This is a genomic window from Methylophaga pinxianii (genome assembly GCF_020447225.1).
GTDB lineage: Bacteria > Pseudomonadota > Gammaproteobacteria > Nitrosococcales > Methylophagaceae > Methylophaga > Methylophaga pinxianii.
Genome location: NZ_JAJAEO010000175.1, coordinates 48,903 through 67,825, shown reverse-complemented (window position 1 = coordinate 67,825; position 18,923 = coordinate 48,903). Strand labels below are relative to the sequence as shown.

19 protein-coding genes are annotated in these 18,923 nt (G+C 46.2%); 6 read left to right on the top strand and 13 right to left on the bottom strand.

From position 1 onward, the window contains the following. Positions 1-50: 50 nt before the first annotated feature. The 5 genes from fliO to LGT40_RS09890 are packed head-to-tail and all read right to left on the bottom strand — an operon-like array spanning position 51 to position 2,907. Positions 51-455 carry a flagellar biosynthetic protein FliO gene (fliO, locus tag LGT40_RS09910; protein ID WP_226343197.1) on the bottom strand — a complete coding sequence of 135 codons (405 nt, stop codon included), beginning with the start codon at positions 453-455 and terminating at the stop codon, positions 51-53. A gap of 11 nt (positions 456-466) precedes the next feature. Continuing rightward, complete coding sequence (fliN, locus tag LGT40_RS09905; RefSeq protein WP_226075367.1) at positions 467-925, bottom strand: flagellar motor switch protein FliN; 459 nt, start codon at positions 923-925, stop codon at positions 467-469. Further along, on the bottom strand, positions 922-1,944 hold the full coding sequence (gene fliM / locus LGT40_RS09900; RefSeq protein ID WP_226075369.1) for a flagellar motor switch protein FliM: 1,023 nt from the start codon (positions 1,942-1,944) through the stop codon (positions 922-924). Before fliM ends, fliN begins: the two co-directional genes overlap by 4 nt. A gap of 2 nt (positions 1,945-1,946) precedes the next feature. Further along, on the bottom strand, positions 1,947-2,450 hold the full coding sequence (locus tag LGT40_RS09895) for a flagellar basal body-associated FliL family protein (RefSeq protein WP_226075371.1): 504 nt from the start codon (positions 2,448-2,450) through the stop codon (positions 1,947-1,949). A gap of 49 nt (positions 2,451-2,499) precedes the next feature. After that, the gene (locus tag LGT40_RS09890; protein ID WP_226075373.1) at positions 2,500-2,907 is read right to left on the bottom strand and encodes a flagellar basal body-associated FliL family protein; all 408 of its coding nucleotides are present in this window, start codon (positions 2,905-2,907) and stop codon (positions 2,500-2,502) included. A 72-nt stretch (positions 2,908-2,979) separates the two neighbouring features. On the opposite strand from LGT40_RS09890, the gene asd reads away from it, so the two are divergent. Continuing rightward, entirely contained in the window at positions 2,980-3,885 is a 906-nt protein-coding gene (gene asd, locus LGT40_RS09885; protein ID WP_490356164.1) for an archaetidylserine decarboxylase, read from the top strand. Between the two features lie 70 nt (positions 3,886-3,955). On the opposite strand, the gene zwf is transcribed toward asd, so the two are convergent. Continuing rightward, a complete protein-coding gene (zwf, locus tag LGT40_RS09880; protein ID WP_226075380.1) occupies positions 3,956-5,425 on the bottom strand; it encodes a glucose-6-phosphate dehydrogenase in 1,470 nt (489 codons plus the stop codon). Positions 5,426-5,503: 78 nt separating this feature from the next. Here zwf and glgA point away from each other — a divergent pair, with 78 nt between their 5' ends. Beyond that, on the top strand, positions 5,504-6,970 hold the full coding sequence (glgA, locus tag LGT40_RS09875; RefSeq protein WP_226075383.1) for a glycogen synthase GlgA: 1,467 nt from the start codon (positions 5,504-5,506) through the stop codon (positions 6,968-6,970). Next, positions 6,967-9,813: a phosphoenolpyruvate carboxylase gene (ppc, locus tag LGT40_RS09870; RefSeq protein WP_226075386.1), complete on the top strand. Its 2,847-nt coding sequence runs from the start codon at positions 6,967-6,969 to the stop codon at positions 9,811-9,813. Before glgA ends, ppc begins: the two co-directional genes overlap by 4 nt. Here the strand turns inward: ppc and LGT40_RS09865 are convergent. The 7 genes from LGT40_RS09865 to trxA form a co-directional block, all read right to left on the bottom strand. Continuing rightward, positions 9,810-11,030, bottom strand: a complete 1,221-nt coding sequence (locus LGT40_RS09865; protein WP_226075388.1) for a DEAD/DEAH box helicase — start codon at positions 11,028-11,030, stop codon at positions 9,810-9,812. The genes ppc and LGT40_RS09865 overlap by 4 nt on opposite strands. A 106-nt stretch (positions 11,031-11,136) precedes the next feature. Beyond that, positions 11,137-12,009 carry a DMT family transporter gene (locus tag LGT40_RS09860; protein ID WP_226075390.1) on the bottom strand — a complete coding sequence of 291 codons (873 nt, stop codon included), beginning with the start codon at positions 12,007-12,009 and terminating at the stop codon, positions 11,137-11,139. Then, positions 12,009-12,542: a DUF411 domain-containing protein gene (locus tag LGT40_RS09855; RefSeq protein ID WP_226075392.1), complete on the bottom strand. Its 534-nt coding sequence runs from the start codon at positions 12,540-12,542 to the stop codon at positions 12,009-12,011. The genes LGT40_RS09860 and LGT40_RS09855 overlap by 1 nt, the downstream gene beginning before the upstream one ends. Beyond that, positions 12,529-12,780, bottom strand: coding sequence for a hypothetical protein (locus LGT40_RS09850; protein WP_226075394.1), 252 nt, complete (start codon positions 12,778-12,780; stop codon positions 12,529-12,531). The genes LGT40_RS09855 and LGT40_RS09850 overlap by 14 nt, the downstream gene beginning before the upstream one ends. A 2-nt stretch (positions 12,781-12,782) precedes the next feature. Beyond that, positions 12,783-13,880 carry a TRAP transporter substrate-binding protein gene (locus LGT40_RS09845; protein ID WP_226075396.1) on the bottom strand — a complete coding sequence of 366 codons (1,098 nt, stop codon included), beginning with the start codon at positions 13,878-13,880 and terminating at the stop codon, positions 12,783-12,785. A gap of 15 nt (positions 13,881-13,895) precedes the next feature. Continuing rightward, a complete protein-coding gene (uvrD, locus tag LGT40_RS09840; protein WP_226075399.1) occupies positions 13,896-16,058 on the bottom strand; it encodes a DNA helicase II in 2,163 nt (720 codons plus the stop codon). A gap of 126 nt (positions 16,059-16,184) precedes the next feature. Beyond that, on the bottom strand, positions 16,185-16,511 hold the full coding sequence (gene trxA / locus LGT40_RS09835) for a thioredoxin TrxA (protein ID WP_226075402.1): 327 nt from the start codon (positions 16,509-16,511) through the stop codon (positions 16,185-16,187). 100 nt (positions 16,512-16,611) lie between these two features. On the opposite strand from trxA, the gene rhlB reads away from it, so the two are divergent. From rhlB to LGT40_RS09820, 3 genes are read left to right on the top strand one after another with little or no spacing between them, the layout of a single operon-like run. Beyond that, complete coding sequence (gene rhlB, locus LGT40_RS09830; RefSeq protein ID WP_226075405.1) at positions 16,612-17,928, top strand: ATP-dependent RNA helicase RhlB; 1,317 nt, start codon at positions 16,612-16,614, stop codon at positions 17,926-17,928. Further along, entirely contained in the window at positions 17,915-18,244 is a 330-nt protein-coding gene (locus tag LGT40_RS09825) for a hypothetical protein (protein WP_226075408.1), read from the top strand. The genes rhlB and LGT40_RS09825 overlap by 14 nt, the downstream gene beginning before the upstream one ends. Beyond that, a complete protein-coding gene (locus LGT40_RS09820) occupies positions 18,231-18,923 on the top strand; it encodes a hypothetical protein (RefSeq protein WP_226075412.1) in 693 nt (230 codons plus the stop codon). Before LGT40_RS09825 ends, LGT40_RS09820 begins: the two co-directional genes overlap by 14 nt.

Genomic DNA, 18,923 nt, shown 5'->3' with positions numbered 1-18,923 from the left:
CAAAACCAAACCTGGCAAGAAAATAAATAAAAGTATCACTCCAAGACGCATCATGAATTGCCTCGTTGCTGCATCATTTGTTTTAGTTTTTCAGCAAAGGAATCAGATTGTTTTATGTGGGTTTCCCTAACAGGGAGAGGTTCTGACAACGTATGTAAGGTATTAATCTGTTGCGGGGTTACACCGAGTAAAAGCTGTTGCTCGCCCACTTGAATCAAAACAGCTTTTTCACGGGTGCCCAGAGAGACAGCGCCCAATACTTTCAATTGTCCATGATGCGCGGCATGAAAATATTGACTTCGTTTTAACAGCCAGCCCAACAACACAATAATGGCCAGTACTAAGATCAAACCAAAAATAGTCTGTAATACGCTACTGGCATTAACCGGAGTTGAATTCACTTTTTCGGCCTGCGCCATCATGGGCAACATTGCTATAAGAGCAGTTGTAATCACTTTCCAGCATTTCATCGCAGTTTTTTAATCCGCTCTGCGGCACTGATCACATCGGTCAGACGAATACCAAATTTGTCATTCACTACGACCACTTCGCCATGCGCGATCAACGTGTCATTGACCAGCACATCCATTGGTTCACCGGCGAGGCGATCCAGTTCAACCACAGAACCCTGGCTTAATTGCAGCAGGTTTCGAATACTGATTCGGGTGCGACCGATTTCCATCGAGATGGTCACTGGTATATCCAAAACCATATCCAGATTTACTTCAGACCGTTGTTTACCCTCATCATTTAATTTATCCAATGGAGCAGGACTGGCCTGAGCCGTTGATGCTTCGACTTCAGCTTGTTCTTCGAGGGCTGCTGCCCAATCATCTGCAGCAGAATCGTTACCGCCCTGATCTTCAAGTGCTGCCGCCCATTCGTCTGCCAGGTCCTGATCTGATTGTTTGGTATCTTCACTCATAATTTTTTAGCCTTTGTCAGCTGATAGCTAGGTGTATTGTCTTTTGGGTGTTCAATAATCGAGGTGATTTTTAACGCTGCTTTTTCGTTATGTTCACCATAAGTTGCACGAAATACGGGGATGTTCTCTACCATAGTGGTGACAGTTTTGGGCATGTTGATTGGAATGATGTCACCGACTTTCAGCTTGCGGACTTCTTCCAGAGTGAGTCTGGTTTGTGCCAATGAGGCTGATATAGTGACATCTGCCAGCATTAATTCTTCCCGCATGGATTTAGCCCAACGGCCATCGTCGCTTGTACGGTCACTTTGCAGACCGGTATCCAGTAGTTCACGGATCGGTTCCAGCATCGAATAGGGCAGCGTAATGTGTAAATCGCCACCACCACCATCCAGCTCGATATGGAAGGTGGAAATTACCACCACTTCACTGGGACTGACGATATTGGCAAATTGTGGATTGACTTCGTGGTTGACGAATTCAAAATTTACCGGCATGACCGGTGACCAGGCTTCAGTGAGATCGTTGAAGCAGAGGTTCAACACCATACGAATAACGCGCAGTTCGGTCGCTGTGAATTCCCGGCCCTCGATTCTGGCCTGAAAGCGGCCTTCACCCCCAAAGTAATTATCCAGAATAGTAAAGACCAGTTTCGGTTCAAAAACGATGAGTCCGGTGCCTCGTAGTGGGTGTAACTGAATCAGGTTTAAACTGGTTGGCACAAACAGGGTATGCACATATTCCGAAAATTTCATGACCTGCACACCACCGACTGAAATCTCAGCAGAGCGACGTAACATGTTGAAGAGATTAATACGCAGATAGCGGGCAAATCGCTCATTTATCATTTCCAGCGTAGGCATTCGGCCGCGAATAATCCGCTCTTCGTTACCAAAATCATAACGACGGGGTTTACCATGTTCATCAAGCTGGGGCTCGTTCTGTTTGATATCGTCACCGCCCAGCCCGTTTAACAGTGCATCGACCTCATCTTGTGACAATATATCGTGAACAGCCATAACTATTGCATTACCAAACTGGTGAAATAAACCGCTTCAAGGCCGGTGACAGAACTATCCTGTTGTTTAAGGAAACTATTGATGGTTTCCAGCGAGGCTTGCTGCAAAGCTTGGGTACCTTCAGTCGTGCTTAGATCGTCATAATTTTGACTATAAAATAACATCAGCAACTCATGAACCAGCGCGGGTTCATGCAAGGCAAACAGATCAATAGTAGCCTGATCACGAGCCATCACTTTCATTTTGATTTGCAGATAGCGAACCTGATTATTACTTTGTTCTGAGAAGTTCACGATAAAGGGGGAAGTGACTTCGTGATACACCGGAGGTGCTTTCTGTGCAGCCATTTCAGTCTCTTCCTCAGCTGGTGACGCATCTTTTGTCAGCCACCAGTAAACGCCACCACCAATCGCCGCTAACAGCAAAACAATGCCAATAATCATGATAATTTTGGTTTTTTTGCTCATGCCCTGCTTAAGTTCGATATCTTTTTGTATTTCAGCCATGTTGTCTATGTCCTATCGATAAATTATTCAAAGCAAATACCGTGCCTGTTCACTGCCAAAGAAAGGTCGTGAAATAGACGGATTCCAGGTTACTGTTACCGGTCTCTTCTTCAAAAATGGCTTTGATACGTTGATAAGCTTCTTCCTGTAGCTGTGTCCGACCTTCAAGACTTTTGACAGTATCCATGTCTTGTTCGGCAAAAAGCATGCGAAGCGCATCCTGAATCATTGGGAGATTATTTTCTGCACTTGTCAGGATGGCAGGGTCGGTAGATTTCAGTGCGACTTTAATTTGCAGGTAGCGGGCTTTCTCATCACTTTGTCGCAAAAAATTAATCGTGAAGGGCTCCTCAATGACGTAATACAACGGTGCTGTTGTCTGTCCACCTCCCGCATAACTGACAAAACAAGTGAAACTGAGCACTGTAAATATCAATGCGTTCAGCAGATTATTCATGACTTGGTATACTCCTTATATGTGAAAGGGCTGGTGATATCAGTGTCTGATTATGACAAGCTTAGGTAATGCGTGAAAGGGGGCAATTTGTCTAATAACGATTTGAAGCAAACCGAGGCGCCGGAGGCAAGCAAAAAAGATTTCTGGCTTTCATTGCCACAATACTGTTTGCCGCAACATTCCTTATCTCGATTAATGCATAAAATCTGCCGGTGTCGAGTGCCTTGGATCAAAAATCTCATCATCTCAACTATTATTCGCCGATACAAAGTGGATATGTCTGAGGCAGTAAACGCCGATATTCATTCTTATGAACATTTCAATGCTTTTTTTACCCGGAAAATCAAATCCCATACCCGACCAGTAGCCGTTGGCCACGATGTCATTGTATCGCCAGTGGATGGCTGTCTCAGTCAAATTGGCTTTATTGAGGATGGCAGAATTGTTCAAGCGAAAGGGCATGATTATTCAACGCTGGAGTTGCTCGGAGGCGATCAGCAATTAGCTGCGTTATTTGAAGGGGGGCAATTTGCCAATATTTACCTCTCACCACGTGACTACCATCGAATACATATGCCGTTATCCGGACAGTTGACGCGGATGCGTTATTTACCGGGAAAATTATTTTCAGTTAATCCACTGACGGTACGTGGTGTGCCACGCCTGTTTGCGCGTAATGAACGAATTGTCACGGTATTTGAGACGGATTTTGGAACGGTAGCATTAATTCTGGTTGGTGCTATTTTTGTTGGCAGCATGGAAACGGTATGGCATGAAGGCGAGATTACGCCACCCTACACCAAAGATGTTCTTGATTGGTATTATGCTGATGCGCATATCCGTTTGAATAAAGGTGAGGAAATGGGCCGTTTTAACATGGGATCTACGGTCGTATTATTACTTCCACCTGGCGCGCCTACCTGCACCGATGATTGGAAAGCTGAAATGAAGATAAAACTTGGTCAGGCTTTAACCTGACGTAATTGACCCGATTAAGTTAAGGCAAAAAAAAACCGGACAGTGTCCGGTTTTTTTTCATTAACATTATCTAGATATTGTTGCGCCATGCATGACATGGATTATCCTGCAAACATTTCACTTCTTCTGGACCCCAGGTGCCTGCTTTGTATGTGTGTACAAAATCCTGTTCCTCTGCCCACTTCTCCAGAATCGGATCAACCGCTTTCCAGGCCAGATTGACTTCGTCGGCACGCAGAAATAATGAACGATCTCCCTGGATAGCATCCAATATTAATGCCTCATAAGCGTCAAGCTTGTGTTTGTTGTCATCGGATTCCATGGTTTCCAGAGCAACCGTATGCGCTTTCATTTCCAGGCCAGGTTGTTTAGCCTGTAACTCAATACGCAATGTGTTGTCAGGTTGCAGACCCATCACAATCCAGTTGGCATGACTTTCGCCCACTTTGGTGTCTTTAAATAATTCCAATGGTGGTTTTTTAAAGCGAATCGCAATCATTGCTTTGGATTCCGGCATGCATTTACCGGTGCGTAAATAGAAAGGCACTCCATGCCAGCGCCAGTTATCGATGTAGACTTTCATCGCAGCATAGGTTTCAGTCACACTGCCTTCCGGCGCATCATCTTCTTCCAGATAACCTTTCACTGGTTTACCATTAATTTCACCGGCCGCATATTGACCACGGAAAGCATGTTGGTCGACGGTGTCTTTAGTGATTGGCCGAATCGATTTCAGAACTTTTACTTTTTCATCACGTAAGGATTCATCATCCATATCTGCCGGTGGTTCCATGGCGACCAGGGCCATCACTTGCAATAAGTGACTTTGAATCATGTCACGTAGTGCACCGGAGCCATCATAGTAACCGGCACGACCACCCACACCTTGCTGTTCAGCATGGGTAATTTGCACGTGATCGATATATTTATGATTCCATAACGGCTCCAATAACAAATTGGCAAAACGGAACACAAAAATATTCTGGACTGTGCCTTTACCCAGATAGTGATCAATCCGGTAAGTCTGTTCCTCAGTAAAGTTTTTGCGCAGGATACGTTCCAGTTCGGCCGCACTTTTCTGATCGTAACCAAATGGTTTTTCGACCACCAGATGACGCCAGCCATCCTGTTCCTGATTTAACCCCACAGCGGAAAGTTGATCGCCAACTACGCTGAATAGAGAAGGACTGATAGAAAGGTAAAAAACGATATTCTGAGAGAAACCATTTTCCGGGGTAGTAATCAGTTTTTTCAATTCGTGATAGCTGAAGGCTTCATTGATATCACATTTGAAATAGTGCACTTTCTTCAGGAAAGTCTGCAGTATTTCATCATTTATTCCTCCACGAACACGAGGAGTAACATACTCTATGACCAAATCCTGCCACTCTTGCTGGCTGCTTTCTTTACGCCCCATACAAATAATGCGTGTATCGTCAGTCAGACGATTTTCGGCTTGTAGATGATACAAGGCCGGTAGCAATTTTTTCTGGGATAGATCGCCGGTGGCGCCGAAAATAACAATAGTACAAGGTTGCATGGTTTCTCCCGTTACAAGGCTGTGACTGTGCCTTTGAGCGTATATAATTTATCAATTGTACAATTTTGGGAGTGCATCGTGCGAAAAATTCTGTTTGCTAGCAGTGAAGTTCATCCTCTGATGAAAACCGGAGGGTTAGCGGATGTGTCAGCAAGTCTGCCACTGGCGCTTTCACAGATGCAACAGGATATTCGCATTATTATGCCGGCCTATCGCGCTACGCTTGATCAGCTGGGTGAACGCGCATTAGTGGCGACCATTAAATTGGAAGGTTACCAACAAGCCATTCGTATTTTACAAACACAACTTCCCGGCAGTGATGTCATTGTCTGGTTGGTGGAATCTGCGGAACATTTTGATCGTGATGGCGGGCCTTATTGCGATACAAAGGGGGCGGATTGGGCTGATAATGCATCGCGTTTTGCGTTATTTTGCCGCGCTGCGGTGGCGGTGGCGTCGAATCAGGCCGGATTAGACTGGCAACCTGAAGTCGTGCATTGTAATGATTGGCAGACCGGTCTGATTCCAGCTTTACTCAGTCTGCAGGATAGTCGTCCAGCCACCGTTTTCACTATTCATAATATGGCGTATCAAGGATTATTTTCGCGTCAGGTGTTTGAAATGCTGAACTTGCCTGATTCGTTATGGCAAATCGAAGGCATTGAGTTTTATGGCATGATGTCCTTTATGAAGGGTGGTTTGGTTTATGCTGACCATATCACCAGTGTGAGCCCGACCTATGCGCAGGAGATTTGTCATTACGAGTTTGGCTATGGTCTGGAAGGTTTACTGTCCCTTCGTGCCCAACAATCACGACTAAGTGGCATTGTGAATGGTATTGATACCCTTGAATGGAATCCACAAACCGATAAGTTCATTGATCATCCATTTAATATTAAAAACCTGCGACCTAAAAGTCTGAACAAAAAGGCATTGCAGCAACATTTCTTTCTGCCCGAATCAGCAGACACGTTGATGTTTGGCATGATCAGTCGTTTGGTGTCACAAAAAGGGGTGGATCTCACTATTGAGGCGATTCACCGTTTGTTGACTGAAGGCAGAGATATTCAATTAGTTTGTCTGGGAAGCGGGGAAGCCGGTTTGGAGCAAGACCTAAGGGTTTTGCGCGCCAGATTTCCTGATAAAGTGGGTATTCAATTTGGTTATGATGAAGCGCTTGCACACAAAATTGAGGCTGGCGCAGATGCGTTTCTCATGCCGTCACGATTTGAGCCCTGCGGTTTAAATCAAATGTATAGTCTGCGCTATGGTACGTTGCCAGTCGTCAGGGATACGGGGGGACTGGCGGATACGGTGGTCGATGCCACAGAAGAAAATCGCAAACAGATGTTGGCAACCGGCTTTAAGTTTGCAGAGCCAACGGTCGAGGATTTGTATGGCACATTGTTAAAGGTAAATGAGTTATTTACACATCCCCGTTTATGGCGACGGATGATGCTGACGGCAATGGTGCAGGATTTTAGTTGGATAAATAGCGCACAAGCTTATCTGCATCTTTATGAGCAATTAGTGGATATTTCATGACAACACGACAAGTTGATTTCAGCAACGTAGCCGCATTAGAGTTGCTACTGGATAAAGACCTGCGAGCGCATGTTCGTTTTCTGGTCAATTTATTAGGCGAAGTCATCGCTGAACAGTCTGGTCCAGAGGTTTACCAAGCTGTCGAACAGTTACGCAAAGGATTTATTCGGTTGCGTAAAGAAGAGGATGCCGAGTTGCGGCAGAGTCTTAAAGATAAAATTGAATCGCTGGATGAACTGACGTTGCGCGATGTGATCCGGGCTTTTAACCTGTACTTCAGTCTCGTGAACACCGCTGAGGAAGCCTATCATCATCATAATCGGCAAATTCAACTGCGTAACGGTGGAAATCTCTGGCATGGTTCGTTTCTCGACACACTGACCCAGTTCAAAAATGAAGGGGTGACGATTGAACAGTTGCAAGGACTGTTAAAAAAACTGGTGTTTATGCCGGTGTTTACCGCTCATCCAACCGAATCCAAACGACGTACAGTGATGGAAATGTTGCGTCGGGTCTTTTTGCTGGACGAGAAACTGACCGAAGGTCTGATAACACCTTACGATCAACAACAGATACGAATGCAGTTAAAGCGCCAAATCCAGCTACTCTGGGCGACTGATGAAGTGAGAGCGGTTAAACCGTCAGTACGTGATGAAATCAAAAACGGCCTGTATTATTTCAATGTCAGTTTGTTTGATGCGGTACCACGTAATTATCGCAACCTGGAAAATGCATTACGGCGAGTTTATGGTGATGAGCTGGACCCGGAAACACCGATTGTTGTGCCGGACTATTTACGCTTTGGTTCATGGATTGGGGGCGACCGGGATGGAAACCCCTTTGTCACTGCTCAAACGACAGAAATGGCGATTGCTTTGCAGAAACGTACAGTAATTCGTCGTTATCTGGAGGATGTAACCAAACTCAGTTTTATTCTGACGCATTCACAACCACTGTGTGCGATTAATGAAGCACTGGCAAACGATATTGAACAGGGTGAACAACGTTATGCAGGCGCTTTTATCACTAACCCGCAACGTTTTGTAAATGAGCCATACCGACGCAAACTCTACATGATGCGATACCGGCTAAAGGATAACCTGGCGGTGCTGGAAGAGTTTTTCCGCCCGGATCTGAAAATTGAAAGCCTGGGCGTGGCTTATCATAACGAAGATGAGTTTCTGGCTGATTTAGATTTAATATATCGTTCACTGGTAGACAACGGCGATATGGCAATAGCGGCTGCTGAACTTACCGATCTGATCCGGCTGGTTAAAACATTCGGTTTTTATCTATACAACCTGGATATTCGTCAGGAATCCTCAAAACATACCGATGCTGTGGGTGAGATATTGGCATTAACCGGGCTCAATCGCCATTATCTGCTAATGAATGAAGCGGAACGTCAGACATTGTTGACTGATTTGCTGGCCGCCCCCAGGTTGCCTGATATTTATGGTGATTTGCAGCCTGACTCTCTCGAAATTATTAATGTTTTCCGACTGATCGCCCGATTGCGGGTTGAAGTCAGCGAAAAAGCCTTTGGCAATTATGTGATTTCCATGACCCATCAGGCCAGTCATATTCTGGAAGTCATGCTCCTGGCAAGGTTTGCTGATTTAATCGGACAGGATGAAAAAGGTTGGTATTGCCATATCCGGGTGGCACCACTATTTGAAACAATTGAGGATTTGGAGCATATCAAACCAGTCATGACGGCACTGCTGGAGAACAGCCAATACCGTACGTTGCTGACCGCCTCTGGCAATATGCAGGAAGTCATGCTCGGTTATTCAGACTCTTGTAAAGATGGCGGCATTCTCGCTTCGGCATGGAATTTGTATCAGGCACAAAAAGCGATCAGTCAGCTATCTGAAAAATATGCCATTGGCTGTCGGATGTTTCATGGGCGTGGTGGCACTATTGGCCGTGGTGGTGGCCCCACCCATGATGCCATTCTGGCCCAGCCGGTGGATACCGTACATGGCCAGATCAAATTCACCGAACAGGGTGAAGTATTGTCCTTTAAATATGGTAATACTGAGACTGCAGCGTATGAGTTAGGTGTGGGGGTATCTGCACTGATCAAAGCCAGCCGTGGTTTAGTGACCGATTCGGCCCAAGAAAAACCCGAATATCTGACTATCATGCAGCAACTGGCCGAGCTGGGCGAACAGCAGTATCGACATTTGACTGAACAAACGCCAGGCTTCCTCGATTATTTTTACGAAGCCTGTCCGATCCGTGAAATTGGTTTGATGAATATTGGTTCACGACCGTCTCATCGCAAAGCAGGAGACCGCTCTAAATCTTCGGTCCGGGCAATAGGCTGGGTTTTTGCCTGGGCGCAATCGCGGCATACTCTCCCGGGGTGGTACGGCATTGGAACAGCGATAGCTTCATGGGTTGCTGACGATCCAGAAAGACGGAATATGCTGCAAAAAATGTATTTCGAATGGCCATTCTTCCGCGCCATGGTCAGTAATACACAGATGTCGCTTTCCAAAGCGGATATGGAGATTGCAGCAGAATATGCTGAGTTATGCGCCGATAAGCAACAGGCTAAACAAGTGCTTTCAGTTATTCGTGATGAATACCAGCAAACAGTCAGTCAATTATTACAACTGACAGGTGCTGATAATCTGATGGCCGAAAACCCTCAATTAGCATTATCGCTGCGCAGAAGACAGGCCTATCTGGATCCGCTGAATCACATTCAATTGATGTTATTGAAACGCTATCGTCATGGCAGTTTTAGTGAAGCTGATGAATCCACCAAATGGCGCGATCCTTTACTGCGCAGTATCAGTGCTATCTCACAGGGTATGCGTAATACCGGCTAATCCTCTTTGGCGGCACGCTCTTTCTTAGGAATATAACGCGGTTTATCGTCCTTATTTTTGGAGCGTGCCTTATTGGCCTTGGCTTTTGGTGCAAGCCCTTTCAATTTGCGAATAGGTAAGCCATGGCCAAGATGGTATTCAATCCGCTCCAGATTTTTCAGATCATGCGGTTCAACCAGATTGATTGCCGTGCCATGTTTGTCTGCCCGGCCAGTACGGCCTATACGATGAATATAATTATCACCGCGAAATGGCAGATCATAATTGATGACATGTGTGATATCCGCAACATCCAGTCCGCGTGCAGCGACATCCGTCGCAACGGTGACCTTTATTTGACCTGCGCGGAATTTACGGATGCGTTCGCGACGTAGTGATTGATCGAAATCACCATGTAACAGCTGAGCAGATATATTCTGTGACTGTAACCAGTCGCAGACTTCTTCGGCACGGATTTTCTTATTACAGAATACCAGCGCACGATGGCAGGCAGGGGCATTTATGAATGCCAGTAACAAAGCTTGTTTATGTTCGCGGTTGTCTGCCAGATAGACTTGCTGTGTGACATTCACTGCAAGCTGATTAGCCGCATTTATATGAATTTCCTGCGGATCATTGAGCAATTCTTCGGCAAAAATCCTGACGCCACTACCTGCTAAGGTTGCTGAGAATAACCCTGCCTGAAATTTGGATTTGATCGCCGCCAGAGCCATCAATACATCCGGGCCCTGTCCCATATCCAGCATGCGATCCGCTTCATCAATTATCACCAGTTCAACGGCAGATAAATCGACTGATTCATCGTTCACCAGACTTAATAAACGACCTGGAGTAGCAATGATAATGTCACATTGGGCACTGGCATGTTGGACCTGCGCCCAAGGCGAAGCACCACCCGTCAGCATGGCTATAGTGGGTTTAAAGGCTTTACCTAACTGGTGAAACACATGTTGAATTTGAAATGCCAGTTCGCGGGTGGGAGCGAGGATAAGGATGCGCGCTTGATCGTGCTTATGTCGTTCATCATTCAGGCGTTGCAAAATTGGCAGAATGAACGCCGCTGTTTTACCGGTGCCGGTAGCAGCACAGGCTAGTACGTCCTGGCCTGCCAACAATGCCGGAATTGCCAGCTGCTGGACTTCAGTAGGTTTTTCAAAACCGCTGTCGCGCACGGCGGCAATCAATTCATCATCAAGGAACAGATCGTCAAATGTCATGGTGTTTATCTTATCAGTCGAAAGGCCTGTGGGATCACAACAGGCGAAGAAGTGGCGGGCAATATACCACAATATGAAGCACTCGCCCGAACGCGGCCGTCTTAAGTTAAGTGGTTAACACCAGCAAACAGCCAGCAATCATCACTCCACAGGCGGCCATGCGGCGAAGAATATGTTTCTCATGAAAAATTCGATAACCGAGAAATACCTGTAGCACCATGCTGAGCTGGAATAACGCCAGCGAATAGGCCACCAATAATTGTGAGAATACCAACATCGTGGTGTATTGCATTAAAAAGATGCATGCCCCCAGCCAGATAAAATGGGTTTGATGCTTTTGCGCCGATTGCCAATCCATACGCCAACGTTTGCCGCCAAATTGGTAATACAGCCCGATAGATAAAGGTAAGCCGAACAAACACCAATACAGTGTGGTGGCTAAAGCGCCACCGCTAACTACGGCTGTTTTGAGGGGCAGGGTGCCAATTGAAAATAACAATATGGATAAAAACCGATACTGCACGCCCCGTTGTTTAAACAATTGCCAAAGCCTATTGGATTGCGTTGTCGTGGCGGGGGGAAATAATAAAAAACTGCCAAGCAAAATAATAATGACACCACTGAAACCTTGCAGGCTGGGTACCTCGCCCAGAAATATCAGGGCAAGCAGCATGGAAAATACCACTTTATAGGCGTTTAGTGGACCAAAAACAGACAAATCCGTTTTCGACAGCGACAACACTAGAAACAGTGTGCCGGCCATATCCAAAAAAGCGGCAAGCAGAATGTTGATCCAGAATTGGTTTTGAATAGCATCATGCTCGACCCATGCCAAAAGTGGCAGGCTCAGCACTGCCAGAACCAGATAGGAAAGCATTACAATAAAAAGTGAATGCAAACCCAGATGAGTAAATTTTTTCTGGAAAACGTTTGCCGCTGCTGAGGCAAATACTCGCCCCAAGACGATCAGTAGCTCCATTACTGAACGGGATTTAACGGCAGATAATTATTTTCATCATTGGTTTGATAAGCATTAAACAGCTGGTACTGGGCATCCTGATCAAAACTGAACACGATAAAATGATCCTTACGTGGCCCCATTTCCATCCCGGGTGTTCCGACTGGCATCTGTGGCACTGAAAGACCTTTTATATGGGCGGGCTGATCAATCAATAACTGTTTTATATCATCAGCAGGCACATGACCCTCAATGACATACTCATCAATCACGGCAGTGTGGCATGAAGCCATATTATCGGGAACACCCAGTTTGTCTTTGATTTGGCTCATGTTATTACTGATGGTATCGATCACGACAAATTGATGCTTTTCAAGATGTTCAATCCATTTGTGACAGCATTGGCAGTGGGCATCACGATAAACGGTAATGGTTTGGGGGGCTTCCAGCTGTAAGCGGGCCTGATCCCATTCGCTGGCATAAAGCGTCGCAGTAAAAGCCAGATTCAGTAGTAAAGTCAGGCCGTATAACAGCCACGATTTAAAGGCACTCAATCATAATCTCCTGATCCTGGCTGTTTTTCTCAACATATTCTAAAGCCCATAAAGTTGACTTATTATTTTCAACATTAATCATCTGTGGCAATTCGATACAGTTAATGCCCTGGCTTTGGAATTGTTCACGTTCCATTTCTGACAATAGCTGTGGGTTAGTCCAGAGGGCCGAGATGTCATCACTGATTTCAGCCTGAAACGCTTCCAGTCCGTCACGGGTAAAAATAATAAGTACCATACTTATGGGATATCCAAATAGGCTTTTTCAGAAATGGTGGCCCAATCTTCATCTTGTTCGCGAAAGTTTTTATACGCTTCATGAACACGTTTGAATTTTGGGTTTTGAGCTGCTTCGTCAGCCAGGGTTTGTTCAGTAATTTCTTTCAGTGTATTCAGCACATCAGAGGGGAAAGGTACAATATGAATATCCTCACGCTGGCGTAATTCTGCCAGAGCAGCCACATTCTTCTGTTCCATTTCGGATGCCATCAGCAGGTTTTCAGCTTTAGCGGCGTTTTCAATAATCGCTTGTAAATCGGGTGGCAATAAATCCCAGGCACGTTTATTAATACTCAGCTCAAGCACGGCACCTGGTTCTTGCCAACCTGGATAGTAGTAATATTTTGCTGCACTATGCAGCCCCAGACGTTGATCATGGTATGGCGCAATCCACTCGGTAGCATCAATGGTATTGCGTTCCAGTGCGGTATAAACTTCACTACCTGCCAATAGAATAGGGTTGCCACCAGCCTTAGCGAATACTTTGCCACCTAAACCGGGAATGCGCATTTTCAGACCCTGTAGATCGGCCGTAGAGGTAATTTTTTTATTAAACCAGCCGCCCATTTGGATGCCGGTATTCCCTAGCGGGAATGGCACGACATTATAGGGTGCGTAAACTTCACGCCACAGATCCAAACCACCGCCATGATATAACCAGGCATTCATGCCGCGTGGGGTCATGCCAAAAGGAACCGTAGAAAAAAACTGCGCTTCAGGGACTTTACCTGCCCAGTAATAAGCACTGCCATGGCCCATTTCTACTGTGCCCTGTGATACTGCGTCAAATGTCTGCAACGCTGGAATTAATTCACCTCCAGCAAATACTTTTACTTTAAGCCGCCCATTGGACATGGCCTCAAGATTCGCGGCAAAGCGTTCAGCGCCTTCCTGTAAAACGGGAAAGCCAGGAGGCCAGGCTGTGACCATTTTCCAACGATAGATTTTACTGGTATCAATTTCTTCGTTGAAGGGGCTCGAGTCGTCCGCACCGCAGGCGGAGAGTAAGCAGATACTTACCAGAATGGCCAAGTGTCGTGTAAAAACAGATAATTGCATTATGGTTTTCCTGAATTACAAGGTTTCAAGGTTGGCGTAGGCCAAAACCAGCCATTTGCTTCCAGCTTGTTTGAAATTCACATGAACCCGAGCGTGGCTACCGTTGCCCTCTGTGTCAATAATGACGCCTTGGCCAAATTTCTGGTGCATCACCTGCTGTCCAGTTCTGAATCCATTATCATCAGCCGATTGGCTGCGACTGGCAAGTGCTGTGAGACCGGAGGCAGCCATATTTTGTTGCGACCGTACCTGGTGAACCCGCTCAACTGGAAGTTCGCTGAGAAAGCGTGATGGCCGGGGATGCATTTCCTGCCCATATAAATAACGTGATTCTGTATACAGCAGGTAAAGGGTTTTACGGGCTCGTGTCATACCGACATAACAAAGCCGCCGCTCTTCAGCGAGTCTGAGAGGATCATCTGATGACTTTTGGCCTGGGAACAATCCTTCCTCCATGCCCACCATAAAGACAATTGGAAATTCGAGGCCTTTAGCTGAGTGCAAAGTCATTAGCTGCACGCAATCCTGCCATTGATCTCCCTGATTTTCACCCGCTTCCAGGGCGGCATGCGCAAGAAACGCATCGAGTAGGGGCATTTCCTCTTCATCATCGGAACGCATAAATTCACGGGTAGCGTTGATCAGTTCATCCATATTTTCAATGCGACCCTGACCCTTTTCGGTTTTATCCTTGGCAAAATGGGCGCGCAGACCACTTTCATCAATGACTAAGCCTGTGAGTTCATGTAATGACATGCTGTCATCTTCTGGCGTTAGTGAATCAATTAATGTCAAAAAAGCCGACAAGGCGTTACTGGCACGCGCGGGTAAAACTTTTTGCTGTAAAAAGTCGATAGCAGATTGCCACATTGACTGATTGGTTTCACGTGCATATTGCCGTAATTGGGTAAGTGTTGCAGCACCGATGCCGCGTGTTGGTGTGTTGACCACACGCTCAAATGCTGCATCATCGCGGCGATTACTGATCAATCTAAGATAAGACAGCACATCCTTTATTTCAGCACGTTCAAAAAAGCGCAGGCCACCATACACTCGATAAGGCACAGCTGATTGCATTAAGGCTTCTTCAATGACCCGTGATTGCGCATTGGATCGATATAACACTGCCACATCGCTGCGTTGTCCGCCCTGATTCATCCAATTGCGTACTTCCTGAACCAGGTAGGCAGCTTCATCACGTTCGTTGTATGCATTGTAGAGCTGAATGGGTTCACCATCAGCATCTTCAGTCCATAATTCCTTGCCCAGACGCTCACTATTATTGGCAATAACAGCATTGGCAGCAGCAAGAATATTACCGGTAGAACGATAATTCTGTTCTAACCGGACGGTGTTCGCGTCAGGGTAATCTTTATGAAATTTCTGAATATTCTCAATTTTGGCACCGCGCCAACCATAAATGGACTGATCATCATCACCGACTATGAATAAGTGTCCGGTCTGGCCGGCCAATACTCTTATCCACGCATATTGAATAGTGTTGGTATCCTGAAACTCATCAACCAGAATTTGAGAAAAACGTTGTTGATAGTGCGCCAGAATATCGGGTCTTCTCAGCCATAACTCGTGACTGCGCAAGAGTAACTCCCCGAAGTCTACTACACCGGCACGCTCGCAGGCTTGCTCATAAGCCAGATAAATCGCCAACATATTTTGCGAATAAGGATCGTCTCCGGCTTGGAGGTGTGCAGCACGCAATCCTTCGTCTTTCTGCCCGTTGATATACCACTGCGCTTGTTTCGGGGGCCACTGCGCCTCATCCAGCGACATACCGCGAATGATACGTTTAATCATCCGTAACTGATCATCACTGTCGAGAATTTGAAAGCCCTGGGGCAATCCCGCCTCTTGCCAATGAGAACGTAATAAGCGATGTGCTAAGCCATGAAAAGTGCCGACCCACATTCCACCAATCGGATAACCCAGCATTTGCTCGATACGACCACGCATTTCGGCCGCGGCTTTATTGGTAAAGGTCACTGCCAGTATATTGGCAGGAGATAAGTTTTCTGCTTGAATCAGCCAGGCAATCCGATGAACCAGAACGCGGGTTTTACCACTGCCGGCTCCAGCAAGAATCCGGGTATGGCCAAGCGGTGCGGCAACGGCTTCACGTTGAGGTTTGTTCAGATCATTTAGTAGTTCAGATACATCCATCAGTTTCGTAACACTTCGGAGTGGTTGACCGGTGCAGCGTATGCTGACAGGAATATGCGAGTTTGAGGTTGGAGCATCTCAGATACAACTATCCCCACACGCGGTGGGGATAGTGCAGCAGGAATATTAAATGTTGCTGTCGAGAAACGCAGCCAATTGAGATTTGGTCAATGCGCCGACTTTTGTTGCTTCGACTTCGCCATCTTTAAACAGCATCAATGTCGGAATACCACGAATGCCATAGCGAGGTGGTGTATCAGGATTTTCATCGATGTTCAATTTGCAGACTTTTAATTTGCCTGCGTATTCTGCGCCAATTTCTTCCAGCACCGGCGCAATCATTTTGCAGGGGCCGCACCATTCCGCCCAGTAATCGACTAATACAGGCATATCAGACTGTAGAACCAGGCTGTCAAAGTCGCCATCGGTCACACTAGTGACGTTTTCGCTCATGTTTTATCTCCAGTGGTATCTAAAGTATTGGACCGCTATACTCGCAAGCCAACATTGAGTAACATTTTTTCTTATCAGTAAAGGTAATGCAAGTATTTATATGAGTGCTCACCTCACCGACACGGCATTTTCATCGCTGCCACTCCATCCTCTCCTGCAGAAAGGCTTGCAGCAAGCCGGCTTTGAATTTTGTACACCGATACAGGCTAAATCTTTACCGCTATTGCTGGCAAACCACGATGTCGCGGGTCAGGCCCAAACCGGTACAGGTAAAACCATTGCCTTTTTATTAGCCACTTTTCAACGTTTACTCGCGACTCAGGATGCGCAAAATATTGTAACAAAGCAACCTCGCGCACTTATTTTGGCACCCACTCGAGAGTTGGCAATTCAGATTGTTAAAGATGCCGAATTATTAAATAGCCATGCCGGATTGCGCATTGTTATCGCGCATGGCGGAAAAGATTATCAACGTCAGCGCGATGCTATCAACGAGGGTTGTGATGTATTAATTGGGACACCGGGACGTTTGCTGGATTTTCATAAACAACGTGTCTTTAACCTCAATAGTGTTGAAGTCGTGGTACTGGATGAGGCCGACAGAATGTTTGATCTTGGCTTTATTAAGGATGTGCGTTTTTTTCTGCGTCGGTTGCCCAGTCCGGAAAAGCGTTTAGGCATGCTGTTTTCTGCCACATTAAGTTACAAAGTAACTGAACTCGCATATGAGCATATGAACAATCCGGAAAAAGTGCAGGTTGAGCCGGAAAAAATGATGGGGGATCGAATTGAAGAGTGGGTGTATTACCCATCTAATGAAGAAAAGATACCGCTTCTGTTAGCCTTGATTAAACGCATCCAGCCCTTACGCAGTATTGTTTTTGTTAATACAAAACAAGTTGCTGAGCGAGTATGGGGTTATCTGGAAGGCAATGGCTACAAAGCGGCATTATTATCCGGGGATGTGCCACAGAAGAAACGTGAAAGTTTATTGAAACATTTTCAGGATGGTGATTTTCCCTATCTGGTGGCTACTGACGTGGCTGCACGTGGCTTGCACATTCCGGAAGTCAGCCACGTCTTTAATTTTGATTTACCGCAAGATGCAGAAGATTATGTGCATCGTACAGGACGAACCGCCCGCGCTGGGGCCAGTGGTATCGCGATTAGTCTGGCCTGTGAGGAATATGCGTTTTCGTTGCCCGATATTGAGCAATATATCAAACATAAATTGCCAGTAGCACAAAGCTCGGATGAGCAACTGGAAACCCCGCAGCCTAGAGTTAAAGCCGAACGGAATCCTGCGCCACGCCATCGTGATAAACCACGTGGCGACAGTAGTAAAGATAAGCGACCTCGCCGCAACAAACGATCCAGCGGGCCAGCTAAACCGGTAAACTCGGATGCAAATCAATAGCAATTTACCGGTACTTTTCACCCCAGCCAGACCAGCGGATGAGTCGTCGGTTCGACTACCGGTGGTGTTTGATAAACAATCCGAATTCAGTCAGGTAAATCGTCAACCGGTTATCAGTCGCCCAGTGATTGAGGTGACTGATAGTAATGATAGTCAACAAGCCAGGTTTATTCGGAATTTTAGCCTGACCAATCGAGAAACCGAACGTGATTTAAATGCACAGACCCGTTTGCCCGCCCCGGTTCAAGCCTACTTACAGATAGAAGCCATCACGGATGTAACAACTCAGGAGAGACTATTTGATGCGATGGTTTAAGCTTGCCTTGATATGCAGTATTGTGTGGTTGATGTCGGCTTGTGTAGCCAATTCGGATGAAGGTTCACCTGCTTTTTCAACTTTCGCCAAAAGCAATATTGACGACATCATTGAGCTACACCAGCAACGGGTGATGCAGGATTTGAAAACGCTGACCATCAAACTGTATCAACGTAATCCTAATCAGCGACATGACCGTCATATGCGGACATTGGAAGATAGTGTGGCCAGGCTCTTTATGTATCCGGCACAGGTCGGTTTCGATAAATGGGATGGCTTTGAACCGACTGAAATTATCCGTCTGGCGCTGACGGAAGATTATGATGGTGACCGGGTGTTGGCTTTTACCGTAGGAATGCGGCGCATGCTCATGGCCTCATATAACAATCAGTCAGAATTTTATTATCTGACGACTATTGACCAGCAAAAGCTCTACAACAGTGCACGTAACATCGAAATTGCGGCGTGGATGCTGGCGGAGAGGCGAGATGTCAACGGGAAACGATTATTACTCAGTGACAGTTTGCAGGATGAGTCCAGAAATTTGAGTTTCCAACGTATTATCGGAGGCATGATTGCCACGCAGGATAATATCTCAGCCATCATCGCGCAGAAAGATGGACGACTGGTCAAAACTGTCGTGGTGCAAGCAGCCTCAATGATGTTTTTGCCGATATAA